Consider the following 12,681-nt stretch of genomic DNA (forward strand, 5'->3'; position numbering starts at 1 on the left):
ATATCATTCAAGAAAATTCCTTCTTTGCAACCTATAATGATCTTAACTTACCAGAAAGAAGGTGCATCATGACTCGGGAAGTCCGGACTGTCGTATTTGATACCGATCTACAGCTAGAAGCTTATCAATTTGAAGGCATTATGCAGAAGTTTCCCAATCATTTTCATGACTATTATGTCATTGGATTCATTGAGGAAGGCAAACGACACCTCGTCTGCAACAACGAAGAATACATTCTGAATAGTGGTGACATGATTGTTTTTAATCCACATGATCCTCATGCCTGCGAACAGGTCGATGGCAGAACCCTCGATTATCGCTGTATCAATGTCCAACCTGAGGTTATGCTAGATTATGCGAGAGAGATTACCGGACAAGCTTACTTGCCACGGTTTACATCCCCCGTTCTCTACCAAAGTGAACTTGTGGGTTCCCTGCACGAGCTGCATCAGATGATTCTGGAAGAGCAATCGGATTTCTGCAAAGAAGAATTGTTACTCTTACTACTGGATCAATTGCTGCGAGATTATTCGGATGCTGAACCACCTGTTTCCACACAGGATGTGACCACAGAGATCAGACGCATATGTGATTACATAGAAGCTCATTACATGGAGAGCATCTCACTGAACGAGTTAGCCGATTTGACAGAGATGAGCAAGTACCACCTGCTGCGTTTATTCACGCGCCAGAAAGGGATATCACCTTACCGTTACCTGGAAACGATTCGCATTAATCAAGCCAAACGTCTGCTGGAACAAGGTCTGCTTCCGATTGAAGTAGCCGCACAGACAGGATTCAGTGACCAGAGCCATTTCACGAATTTTTTCAAAAAACTGATCGGCCTGACACCCAAGCAATATAGACGTATCTTCAATCATGATTCAGAGTTGAAACGAACCACCACTAACATCGTATGACAAGTCATCTTGATCATCAAAACACTAGAGCCTCTACCGGACATTTACTCGCTTTGTTTACTATACTGATCTGGGGAACTACCTTTGTCTCGACCAAAGTTCTGCTGATTGACTTTACTCCAGTGGAGATTCTATTTTTCCGTTTCCTGATCGGGTATTTGGTACTGTTATTGATCTATCCACGTACACTGCGGATCGTCTCATTCAGAGAAGAATGGTTATTTATCGGAGCAGGACTATGTGGGGTGACGTTATATTTTCTTATTGAAAATATTGCTCTGGTGTACACAACAGCTTCCAACGTGGGTGTTATTGTCTCCATTGCCCCGTTCTTCACTGCCGTACTCGCACACTTCTTCTTAGATGGTGAGAAGTTAACTCGCCGCTTCATTATCGGATTCGGGATTGCCTTGAGCGGCATCCTACTCATCGCACTAAATGGTAGTTTCATTCTGCAACTGAATCCGATAGGTGATCTGCTTGCTTTCATAGCACCTGCGGTATGGGCAATTTATTCTGTGTTAATGCGGAAAATTGGCCAGCTTCGTTATCACACCATTGGCGCGACTCGCAAGGTATTCTTCTATGGCCTGATCTTCATGCTGCCAGCTCTATTCCTGTTTGAATTCCACTTGGAACTCGGACGCTTCACAAACATGACCAATCTCTCCAATATTCTCTACCTCGGTCTGGGTGCCTCCGCGTTGTGTTTCGTGACCTGGAACCGGGCCGTGAATCTTCTCGGAGCTATCCAAACGAGCGTATATATCTATCTGGTGCCTGTCATTACTGTTGTGTCATCTGCACTGATTCTTCAAGAGCAGATAACCTGGGTGATTGTACTCGGTGCGTTCTTAACCCTATTTGGCTCTTACATTTCAGAACAAAAAGGACACAAGCTTAACAACAAAAACACTAATCCACATAGGGGTTAGTGTTTGCTTCATTTTTTACTGATATAACTGGACATCATGGTTGACCACCGTTGACATGCAGCAGAAGTCATTCATTTTATCTCATTCAATTGAGACAGCAGAATCTCCAGTTCCTCTTGCTCCAGATGACGCCATTGCCCCCGCTCCAGTTGATCCAGCGTAATATTCATAATTCGTACACGCTCCAGCTTGAGGACTCGGTACCCCAAGGCTTTGCACATTCTGCGGATCTGCAGGTTGAGACCCTGTGTCAGAATAATACGAAATACATTGTCACTTTGACTATACACTTCGCAGGGCTTGGTCACCACGTCCAGAATTTCAACGCCATCAGACATGGACTTTACGAATTCGTCAGTTATGGGTTTGTCTACAGTCACTATATATTCTTTATCATGATTATGCTCCGAACGCATCATCTTGTTCACAATACCTCCGTCATTCGTAAGCAAAATTAACCCCTCAGATGCCTTATCCAGCCTGCCTATCGCAAATATGCGAGAAGGATAATTCATATATTGAATGATGTTCCCCTTCACATGTTCTGCTGCTGTGCAGACAATACCGATGGGTTTGTTCAAAGCAATGTAGACAGGTTCGCTGTCATTACGAGGAATCTCCTTCCCATCAATGAGTACCACATCGTGAGGTTCAACTTCGGCCCCTTTTTCACATACCCTGCCATTGATCGTTATGCGTCCGGCTGCAATTAATCGGTTCGTTTCCCTGCGGGAGCAGAATCCCGTTTCACTTATGTATTTGTTAATTAACATGTGTCACCGCTTCTCATCTATAGTATTGCCACTGGTGCTTAGAGTGCTGGTACGTTCATTCGCTTCGTGCAATGAGTTAGTACCTTGTACTGATTTTCATTCCACATCATCTCATTTATACTGAAACGAAGCAATAAATTGTTATATAAAAACACATACAACGTTACATAGGAATGCCAAAATACACTCTGGAAGGAGTTTCTCATGTACAAAGTTACTCGATTTACAGTTGACCCCGATGATCCAAACCAAGACTCTGGCATGTGGATTGGTGGAGAAACTGCATACGTTTCCGACTGGCCACTCAACCCTGAGGGGCAGCCTTTATTACATCTGTTCTCCATCAATTGCAATACACTTTCACAGCAGGTCCATATCCCTTCTTTACCACAAGATAAATATATCTCGGTCTTCTCGACCTACTCCGCTTCCGAATACTTTCTGGATCAGGTAACCTATACGGGAGATGAGCTGGAATGGAACGAGAATATTCTTGCCGGATGCACTTATGTCTCGGTATCTTCGCATCCACTCACTTCCGTATGTCCCGTTCCACCCATTCCGTTAAGCGGCGTACATTTGATTGAAATGGAGTTAGACGATCATGAGTTCCCTGCATTTTCATTTTTCTCTCCCACTGTACCAAACGGTGTGAAAGGAATTGATCATTTGCTAGAGGAACATCAACTGGTGTGTCAAATATATTCCGGAGATTTTCCTGAGCCTTATCGGGATATATTGGGTCTTCCCGATGCAAATGGTTATTTATTTTTGCGAAGTGGTCCCGCGTCTGCTCACGCACCATTCGATGGAATTTTCTTTGTACAGACTGCTTAATAGCGATACGTGGAAGTCAGGTATCATCATATAGAAAAATTAATTAGAACGTTTCCCGTCTACTCAGACAGGGAACGTTTTTTATATATGTACGTGTTACTATCTTCGATCAATACAGATACCAAACACTGTTAAAAAGTCATATGGATTGAATCATATCCCATATCTACCCTTTCGACACGAAATCGTTTTAGAAAAAACTTAGCACGAGAAATATTTCTTTCCATCAAAATTTAACATTATTTTACAACAAAAAGCATGTACATTTGGACAATTATGGTATAAGTTATATATGAAATAAACATTAATTACATAATATAAAATTTTTACCCAACTAGGAGGCGGGCTTTTGAAAAGAATATTCGCTCTAAGCTGCGGTTTTTATCTGTTAATCGGCATAACCAGCGTTGTGCTCGGTGCACTTCTCCCTGTTTTATTGTCACATTATGAGCGCGGTTACAGTGATGGCGGATTTTTGTTATTTCTGCAGTTTCTTGGATTTCTTGTCGGTGTAATTGTAGCTCCTGCCCTGACAGCCCGTATCGGAAGAAAAGCGATGCTGACCCTTGCTCTGATCTGTATTGTAGCTGCTTATATATTACTCGGTTTTCTGCCATCCTGGTCTGTAGTTCTTCTTCTCACAATTATCGTAGGCTTCGGTTCAGGTATCATCGAACCCTCTGTAGGTGCATTCACGATCGAATTCACTGAGAATCAAAAGGCGGTCGCCATGTCCAAGCTGGATGTCTTCTTTGCTCTTGGAGCACTTCTCATCCCGGCTGTCGCTGCTTTATTCATCTGGATGGATCTGTGGCATCTTACTTTTTATACGGTGGCCTTGTTGTCACTGATTCTCATGCTGCTGTGGATCACTATGCCCCGGCCAGCCGCACTGTATCTGGAACAGGCTGGCGAGAATACAGTGGCACATGCAGCAGGTAAAGCCCAATATTCGAGAAAACATCTGGGTCTGCTGACAATCTTCGTCATCTTCTTTTTCATCTACATGGGATTGGAACTGGGATTGATGAACTTCCTGCCCTCCATTCTCGTAGAACGACTGCACCTTCAGGAATCTGTCGCATCGCTTAGTGTCTCCATCCTGTGGATTGCGATGATCATCGGTCGTCTTTTCTCCGGAAAAATAGCGGAAGCCGTCAACTATATGCCTTTCCTGATCTGGAGTACGGTTGGCACGCTTTTGTTTACGGTCGCTATGGTATTTGTAACTGGACAGTGGACAACGTATGTACTCATTTTCGGAACCGGTCTGTTTATGTCAGGGCTGTTCTGTATCGCACTAGTCTACGCAAATGTTCTGATTCCCGGTATGACCGAGCGGACAACCAGTATCCTGATCGCATCGGGTGGTATTGGAGGTGCCATCTTGCAGTATGTGACTGGATGGAGTATGAGTACAGGGGCTGTCGTGAATACAATCTGGATTTTGGCCGGATTCTGTCTGATCCTGCTGCTCACATTGATGGTCTCTCATCTATGGACTGTAAAAAATAATGCAGTACGTACTGCTCTCGCACAACATAGCAAGGAAATGTAAACATCGTTTCTTAAGGGAGGTGATGCCCGCATCATCCGGATTGTTGAGCTTCGTTCGAGCTAGTACACCATTATATTGGAGGAAATCGTATGCAAACTTTAACCAACAACCGCTTCATAGCCGGAAAAGGGATTAAGTTGATTGACGATTCAGGTGTTGAATACCTGGATGGCGTGTCGGGAACATTCAATCTGTCACTGGGCTATAATCACCCACATGTTGTCAGCAAAATTCAGGAACAAGTCGGCAATCTGACGCATATGTCTTCCTCCTTCACCGAACCGTACGTAAATGAAGTACTTGATCACTTAATCGAATATGCTCCAGACGACATTAATGCCGGATGGATGCGGGATATCACTGGTTCAACTGCCAACGAATGTGCAACCAAAATTGCACAGAAGTATACCGAATCAACAGACATCATCAGCCTGTATCTGTCCCATCATGGGCAGACCCAATTTGCCACCGGGATTTCGGGGAATGCCTTCCGGCGGAAACGCTTCCCCAATTCGGCTGTGGCTAACGCTGTCCATGTACCTGCCCCATACTGTTATCGCTGCCCATTCAAATCCTCAAATGGAGACTGCGACTATCAATGCGTTGAAGCTATATCTGATGCGATAGAATATGCAAGTTCTGGCTCAGTTGCCTGCATGATTATCGAACCTATTCTCGGGAATGGCGGCAATATCATCCCTCCCGCCGGATATTTCAAACGTCTGCGTAAACTGTGTGATGAGTACAATATTATTCTTATTGCCGACGAAGTACAGACAGGCATCGGTCGTACCGGAACCATGTTCGCTAGCGAACTGTTTGATATCCAGCCTGATATGATTACCCTTGCAAAAGGTCTTGGTGGGATCGGCGTGCCTGTTGCTGCGGTATTAATGCAATCCCGGCTGAATGTGCTCGAAAAGCACGAACATTCCTTCACCTCAGGAAGCAATCTGATCTCCGTAACTGCTGCCAAATCCACCTTGGAAGTGGTATCCGAACCCGGGTTTCTGGATGCGGTGAAACGCAAAGGTGAAATTTTGGGTGAGTTGCTGCATGAATTGGCTATGAAATACCCAAGTATCGGTGAAGCTCGTGGTGTTGGGTTAATGTGGGGGTTGGAGATTGTAGGTGACGGTAATGAACCGGATACACTCAAAACCAATGCCATTGTTGACCGTGCTTTTACAGATGAGCATCTAATCTTGAGAAGTTCAAGATATGGATTTGGCAACGTTGTTAAGGTTCGGCCTTCCCTCACCACAACTGAAGACGAACTGGTTGAGATTGTAGAGCGGCTGGATTCAGTGCTCGCCAGCGTTAATTAAAACATTTCAATGCAACTGTTCGAAGTGGTCGTTTCGGTTACGAATCGTTCTTATGATCGCTGTTATCCACGTATTTTCTTGATTTCCCTTTCCCAAGGGAAAAATCCATTGATAGCATATGCTTCCGAAGCAGCTTTCTTTCAGAAAGCTTTGAGGCGAACACTTCGCTTCTCCAGAATCGATTTCGTCCCCTTCACTACTTTCGTATCTTGTCTGAAACTGTTTTAAGATGAATCGCTATATTTATATTTTATATAATTACAAGGAGGTTATATCATGCTTGCATTGGTATACAAATCGGCCTGGGATGTGGCGCTTGAGGAACGGCCTGTTCCGGAAATTACAAGAGATAATCAGGTGTTGGTTCGTATTCGGGCGACAGGTGTATGTGGTACCGATCTCGGTATTGTCAGCGGCAAATATCATGCAGTTCCTTCTGTCATTCTCGGTCATGAGTCTGCCGGGGAAGTCATTGAAGTTGGCTCTGCGGTTACGACATTACAACCGGGCGACCGTGTTGTAGTCGACCCTACCTACTATTGCGGACAATGTGACATGTGCAGAACAGGCAGACAAAATCATTGCACACACAAGTCTGTTACCGAGACAGGTGTAAGTGCTGACGGAACATTTACAGATTATTACGTGACCGAGGATCGTTTTTTGTACAAATTGAAGGATCATGTGAGCTATGAAGAAGCAACTTTGACGGAACCACTCAGCTGTATGCTGACCGGGATTAATCAGATTCATCTACTGCCGAATTTCAGAACAATCATCCTCGGTGCAGGCCCGATTGGCATTCTGTACAGCTACGCGCTCGCTTCGAAGGGGGTTACCGGCTGTCTGGTCGACATCTCCGAAGAGCGATTAGCCATTGCCGGTTCCATTGCACCTGATCGTTGGGAAGTTCATTCATCCTTCGAAAATGCCATAGAATCACTGTCACCCGAAACCCATCAGGTAGATATGATTGTTGATACAACGGGCGTTGTGGGCACACAAGTACTTTCCCAGCTCGCTAGCGGCGGTTATCTGATGCTGGTTGGTCTGAGAGATGGAAACACATCCTTCAATCCCAAGGAAGTTGTGGACCGCAGTCTGAAAATTATTGGTTCCATCGATTCTCTGGGAACATTTGCAACCGCACATTATATGATTGAACAAGGGATTATTCCGGCAAAAAAAATCATCACCCACTCCTTCCCGTTGGAGGATTACGAAGAAGCATTCCGCACACTTGGCTGCGATATTCAGGGACGCACACTTCAAGCCTCATCACATGCCATTAAAGTTGTGCTGCAATCCAGCGGTTCCAGTTTCTAAAGTGGAAGGTTAACCATGAAAGGACTACATTAGAGATATATGTATACACAATCCTGGAGGAGGAATACAACATGGCAGTAAACAAAGAATCTAACGGACTGGGAGCGCCCAATGATGACATCATTCAAGCGGTCATTTTTGACATGGATGGTGTACTAATTGACAGCGAACCGATTTATTTCGAGATTGAGCGCAGCTCTTTTACCCATTTTGGAGCAAGGGTGACTGATGAAGAACATCATAACTATGTAGGAGTTACGCTGGAATCCATGTGGCAGCAAGTATTGGACAAACATCAGCTGACAGCTACGCTGGAAGAAATATTTGCTTATCATCAGCATAATGTGATGCAAACGATGCTCGCCCATTCGAATCTGACGGCAATGCCTTCCGTGGAACGCTGGTTAAGCTGGCTGCATGAGCAACATATACCCATAGCCGTTGCTTCTTCCTCTCCACGTGCACTGATTGATTTGATCATGGACAAAACCGGACTTGGGCGATACTTTGAGGTACGGATGACCGGAGAGGAAGTCGCGAGTGGCAAGCCAGCACCGGATATTTTCCTGACCACTGCTGAGATGATTGGTGCATCCCCTTCGAATTGTCTGGTGATCGAGGACTCGCGCAATGGTGTCCAAGCCGCCAAAAGTGCAGGCATGCGATGCATCGGATATCGCAATCCGGGATCAGGCAATCAGGACTTGTCCAAAGCCGATCTTCAGATTTCCAGTTACGATGAGTTATGGACATTAAAGGATACACTGCCCTTTGAAGGCAGATTGCCAAGCTTGTCAAAGTTTCGCTGAGAAGATTGTAATAAAAAGATCATAATTTCGGAATGTATTTAGAAAAAAAACAACCCAAACGGCTTCAATTCATTTGAATTGGAGCTGTTTGGGTTTTGCTTGCTGCAATGGGTGTTACATAAGAACACATGCTGTAATTTCAACTAAACCGAAAGATCGAGACTTCTACCCAGATTGGGATGAGGAGCAGGCATTGACTTCAACATTTCCGCCATCTGCTGGCCTTGCTGCTGTGCCATGTCTTTTGTAATCGACATCACTTGCAAGCTTGCCGACTGCACTACTGAAGCTTGGCTCATCGCCATTGATAATGCTGCAATATCCAAGTTCTACACTTCTTTCGCTGTCTGATCACATAGATGTACTTATTATAAGTCGGACAGTGATGAGAAAATGTTGAACAAAGCAGATCAAGCAAATAATTACCTGTTATGGCTGTTAGCTTCATGCTATAGTCTTAAGGTAAAAAAAATTAAAGGAGAGACTTGTAATGAAGGGTTTTAAGGAATTGATCTGTATTTTTATTAGTTTTAGTTTACTGTTCTTATTACTTCCGCCTTACACGTTAGCGGCTGGTAATCCCCTAACTGAGTCCTACCGTGATATTGAATACACTATATTTATTGATGGAAAGCTTGCGAGTTCCAAAGATCAAGCATATCTCGCGGATAATGGTACCATATACATACCCATCAAAATGTTCAAACAAATCGGTTCACTTATTGCTGTAGGAAATGGATTTGAAGTCAAAACCAAACTAAAGAAAGAACAAGTAAGTAAGAAAGATACCATATTGTACAAAGGAATAACCTACATATCATTCGAGAAGTTTCTAAAGATTTCCGGTTACTCAGGCAGGAATGAAGATAATTTAATGGTAGCATTTATATGGGGAGACGAGGACGGAGCAACACGGACTAAGAAATTAATGAACGGAGTCCTTAGTGTTCCCAAAGCATATCGTTCCGTTTTTGGATCAAAAGTATACTCATATGCACTAGATCAACCTGGCTGGATCGTCAGCATGACCCAACTTTATCAACTCACGGAAGTAACTATACAATCAGCAAATGGAAAGACCGTCACAGAATACATATATAAGGACATTGGATTTTCGAATTTTTGTTATTATTTTGATTACGAATATTTCATACATATCGCTTTTAAGGGGGGCGAATATTGGGCTAACAAAAATAATTTACCTTCTTCAAATCCGCTTTATCATTTAGAAAAAATAAAAATTCTTTCCGTTGATATTAAAAAAAATAATGTAATTGTGAAAGCCAAAAGAGCTAGTGGGAAGTCGATTACGTTCAAGTTGCCTGTTACAGACGATCCAAATGAATTTATTAATGGGTTGTTCTATGACAGTGACCCTAAAAAAGATTACCCAGGCTGGTCTTCAAACGTCTGGAAACTTATTAGTCAGCAAAAGATCAAATTAGGGATGACGTTTAATCAAGTGTTACTTTCTTGGGGGAGTCCAAACAGCACCAGTAACTCTACTAGTTCATTAGGTTCTATTGATATTTGGGTCTATGGAAATACCTACGTAACCTTCTACAATGGACAGATATATTCATGGTCCGATTACTAAAATTCGAGAGCAACTAGGTTGCTCTCTTTTTATTAGCTGTTCATTAGTGAATCAACTTACCCTTCAATCAATCCATACTTCACAAAACTATGATACAATCCATCTTCCTCTACTGTTCCAGTAATAACATCTGCAATGGCTTTCAGTCCAGGCTTTGCATTCCCCATGGCAATTCCGATATTACAAAATTCCAACATCTCGGCATCATTCATGCCATCACCGATGGCGAATGTATCTTCTAGGGACATGCCTAAATACTTCAGCAGATCGGCGATCGCAATCGCTTTGTGAATGCCAGGGATCATCAGTTCACCACTTCCTTCACCAAAGATCGGCACAGTGCACTGAATGACTTCGAATTTTCCTTCAAACTCTTGTTTGATCCGCTCAAACGGGAGGGCTAGGCTCTCCAGGAAACATACACTGTTCACATCATCCTTATACAGGTCGGCCTCTCCATACGTTAATCCGGCAATAAACGGGTGCGGTTTCAGCTCCTTCTTCTCTCTGGCTACAGGGTCATTTTCCACATCACCATAGATGCGGCGTTCCAGGTGAGGTTGAAGATTGCTACTCGCATACAGAGCCGAATTGGATTCAAGGTAGAAGTCAATGCCGTTTTTATTTCGAGATTGAGCGTAGCTCCTTTGCCCATTTTGGAACAGTGATGACGGAAGAAGAACACCACACTTATGTTCGCGTTACGCTGAAGTCCATGTGGCAACAAGTATTGGACAAACATCAACTGACCGCTACGCTAGAAGAAGTATTTGCTTATCATCAGCATAATGTGATGCAAACGATGCTCGCCCATCCCAACTTAACGGCAATGCCTTCCGTAGAAAACTGGTTAAGCTGGCTGCATGAGCAACACGTACCAATAGCCGTTGCTTCTTCCTCTCCACGTGCACTGATTGATCTGATCATGGACAAAACCGGACTTGGGCAATACTTTGAGGTGCGAATGACAGGTGAGGAAGTTACAAACGGCAAGCCGGCACCAGATATTTTCCTGACCACAGCTGAGATGATTGGTGCATCCCCGTCGAATTGTCTGGTCATCGAGGACTCGCGCAATGGTGTTCAGGCCGCCAAAAGTGCAGGCATGCGCTGCATCGGATATCGTAATCCGGGATCAGGCAACCAGGACTTGTCCAAAGCCGATCTTCAGATTTCCAGTTACGATGAGTTATGGACATTGAAGGATACACTGCCCTTTGAAGGCAGATTGCCAAGCTTGTCAAAGATTCGCTGAGAAGATCGTAATAAAAAGATCGTAATTTCGGAATGAGTATTCAGAAAAAAACAACCCAAACGGCTTCAATTCATTCGAATTGAGCCGTTTGGGTTTTGCTTGCTGCAATGGGTGTTACATGAGGACACATGCTGTAATTTCAACTAAACCGAAAGATCGAGACTTCCACCCAGATTGGGATGAGGAGCAGGCATTGACTTCAACATTTCCGCCATCTGCTGGCCTTGCTGCTGTGCCATGTCTTTCGTAATCGACATCACTTGCAAGCTTGCCGACTGCACTACTGAAGCTTGGCTCATCGCCATTGATAATGCTGCAATATCCATGTTCTGCACTCCTTTCACTTTCTGATTACATAGATGTACTTATTATATATCGGTTAGAAGGGAGGAATTGTTAAAAGGACGATGAAAATGTATACGGGAATCCATTCCATTCATTCATACCCTCCCTCAGCTTCAGGCAATTCCTTATAGGCTTCTTTCGTTTCAACGATCTGTTGAATGAACTTCCGCAGTTTCAACAGCTGATCTGCCTCGCTTGTGACATCACAATGTTGATCCGACCACGTAAGAGACTTCATTTCTCCATCTACAGTAATTTTCCAGTTATCTTCATTATAAGGTATTTTTGAACAGTTTGAACCGGTAAAAGCGACATCCTTCATCCCCATCACGTTCATCTCATACATCTTTTTATAGATGCTGTGCATCTCTTCTGTGGTTAAGGTAATATCTGCCGTGGCCGTTCCTTTATTAATGAGGTCCTTAACAACCTGATCCTCATAGCTGTTTATTTCATTTTTGGTCACTTCACCATATCCAAAACGAACCATGAAATTAAAATCCCCAGGCATTTCTTGGGGCATAGAATTGGCGATAGGAGGCTGATTTGTTTTCCAACTGCAACCGCTGGTGATACACAATATTATGATGAAAATTATACATAATCGTTTCATCTCCACACCCCTTAAGTATGTTCTCCATACCTCCTAGACGGGAATAGCCTCATTTTGTTGCTCAGCCGGAGGCTATCCAAACAAACGGAGCAATAAAAAGGGGCGTCCCATAAGTCATGAGCATGACTGAGGACACCCCTTATTAAAGTTATTTTATTCTAATGAACCTGGCACACGCTATTCACTCTGATTTGCACAGGTCTGTGGTGTAACGAATCACAGAGACGTTATTTCATCGATTGGGTCGTTTTTTAGGATCTGACACCCTGATATGATGAAATAACGTTACTGAGGTTCGTTAAAGATTGCTATTCACGTCGATCTACCTCTTAAGACGCGTCAGATTCGTTAGCGCTTTGAGTGAGGAGAAAACTCACTTTTGGAG

13 protein-coding genes and 1 pseudogene are annotated in these 12,681 nt (G+C 43.6%); 9 read left to right on the plus strand and 5 right to left on the minus strand.

Annotated features, from left to right (window positions below; genetic code table 11):
- The first annotated feature begins 68 nt into the window (after positions 1–68).
- Complete coding sequence (locus BS614_RS21595; RefSeq protein ID WP_074095517.1) at positions 69–920, plus strand: AraC family ligand binding domain-containing protein; 852 nt, start codon at positions 69–71, stop codon at positions 918–920.
- Complete coding sequence (locus tag BS614_RS21600; protein WP_074095518.1) at positions 917–1,855, plus strand: DMT family transporter; 939 nt, start codon at positions 917–919, stop codon at positions 1,853–1,855. The genes BS614_RS21595 and BS614_RS21600 overlap by 4 nt, the downstream gene beginning before the upstream one ends.
- Before the next feature lie 71 nt (positions 1,856–1,926).
- Here the strand turns inward: BS614_RS21600 and BS614_RS21605 are convergent, their stop codons facing one another.
- A complete protein-coding gene (locus BS614_RS21605) occupies positions 1,927–2,628 on the minus strand; it encodes a pseudouridine synthase (RefSeq protein WP_074095519.1) in 702 nt (233 codons plus the stop codon).
- A gap of 204 nt (positions 2,629–2,832) precedes the next feature.
- On the opposite strand from BS614_RS21605, the gene BS614_RS21610 reads away from it, so the two are divergent.
- The 5 genes from BS614_RS21610 to BS614_RS21630 all read left to right on the plus strand — a co-directional run bounded on the left by BS614_RS21610 (position 2,833) and on the right by BS614_RS21630 (position 8,486).
- Positions 2,833–3,465: a hypothetical protein gene (locus BS614_RS21610; RefSeq protein WP_074095520.1), complete on the plus strand. Its 633-nt coding sequence runs from the start codon at positions 2,833–2,835 to the stop codon at positions 3,463–3,465.
- 349 nt (positions 3,466–3,814) lie between these two features.
- Positions 3,815–5,023 carry an MFS transporter gene (locus tag BS614_RS21615; RefSeq protein WP_074095521.1) on the plus strand — a complete coding sequence of 403 codons (1,209 nt, stop codon included), beginning with the start codon at positions 3,815–3,817 and terminating at the stop codon, positions 5,021–5,023.
- 89 nt (positions 5,024–5,112) lie between these two features.
- The gene (locus BS614_RS21620) at positions 5,113–6,351 is read left to right on the plus strand and encodes an aspartate aminotransferase family protein (RefSeq protein WP_074095522.1); all 1,239 of its coding nucleotides are present in this window, start codon (positions 5,113–5,115) and stop codon (positions 6,349–6,351) included.
- A gap of 276 nt (positions 6,352–6,627) precedes the next feature.
- Positions 6,628–7,677: a zinc-dependent alcohol dehydrogenase gene (locus BS614_RS21625; protein ID WP_074095523.1), complete on the plus strand. Its 1,050-nt coding sequence runs from the start codon at positions 6,628–6,630 to the stop codon at positions 7,675–7,677.
- 71 nt (positions 7,678–7,748) lie between these two features.
- Entirely contained in the window at positions 7,749–8,486 is a 738-nt protein-coding gene (locus tag BS614_RS21630) for an HAD family hydrolase (protein WP_074095524.1), read from the plus strand.
- Positions 8,487–8,629: 143 nt separating this feature from the next.
- Here BS614_RS21630 and BS614_RS21635 read toward each other — a convergent pair whose 3' ends face one another.
- The gene (locus tag BS614_RS21635; RefSeq protein ID WP_036613510.1) at positions 8,630–8,812 is read right to left on the minus strand and encodes a YjfB family protein; all 183 of its coding nucleotides are present in this window, start codon (positions 8,810–8,812) and stop codon (positions 8,630–8,632) included.
- Between the two features lie 164 nt (positions 8,813–8,976).
- On the opposite strand from BS614_RS21635, the gene BS614_RS21640 reads away from it, so the two are divergent.
- On the plus strand, positions 8,977–10,083 hold the full coding sequence (locus BS614_RS21640; RefSeq protein WP_074095525.1) for a hypothetical protein: 1,107 nt from the start codon (positions 8,977–8,979) through the stop codon (positions 10,081–10,083).
- Between the two features lie 56 nt (positions 10,084–10,139).
- Here the strand turns inward: BS614_RS21640 and BS614_RS21645 are convergent.
- A pseudogene (locus tag BS614_RS21645) lies at positions 10,140–10,709 on the minus strand (HAD hydrolase family protein); the annotation flags it as partial.
- Positions 10,710–10,750: 41 nt separating this feature from the next.
- Here BS614_RS21645 and BS614_RS21650 point away from each other — a divergent pair.
- Entirely contained in the window at positions 10,751–11,338 is a 588-nt protein-coding gene (locus BS614_RS21650; protein ID WP_244898176.1) for an HAD family hydrolase, read from the plus strand.
- Between the two features lie 143 nt (positions 11,339–11,481).
- Here BS614_RS21650 and BS614_RS21655 read toward each other — a convergent pair whose 3' ends face one another.
- A complete protein-coding gene (locus BS614_RS21655) occupies positions 11,482–11,664 on the minus strand; it encodes a YjfB family protein (RefSeq protein ID WP_017687885.1) in 183 nt (60 codons plus the stop codon).
- Between the two features lie 110 nt (positions 11,665–11,774).
- A complete protein-coding gene (locus tag BS614_RS21660; protein WP_084174667.1) occupies positions 11,775–12,173 on the minus strand; it encodes a hypothetical protein in 399 nt (132 codons plus the stop codon).
- Positions 12,174–12,681 lie beyond the last annotated feature (508 nt).

Origin of the sequence: Paenibacillus xylanexedens (genome assembly GCF_001908275.1) — a bacterium.
Lineage (GTDB): Bacteria > Bacillota > Bacilli > Paenibacillales > Paenibacillaceae > Paenibacillus > Paenibacillus xylanexedens_A.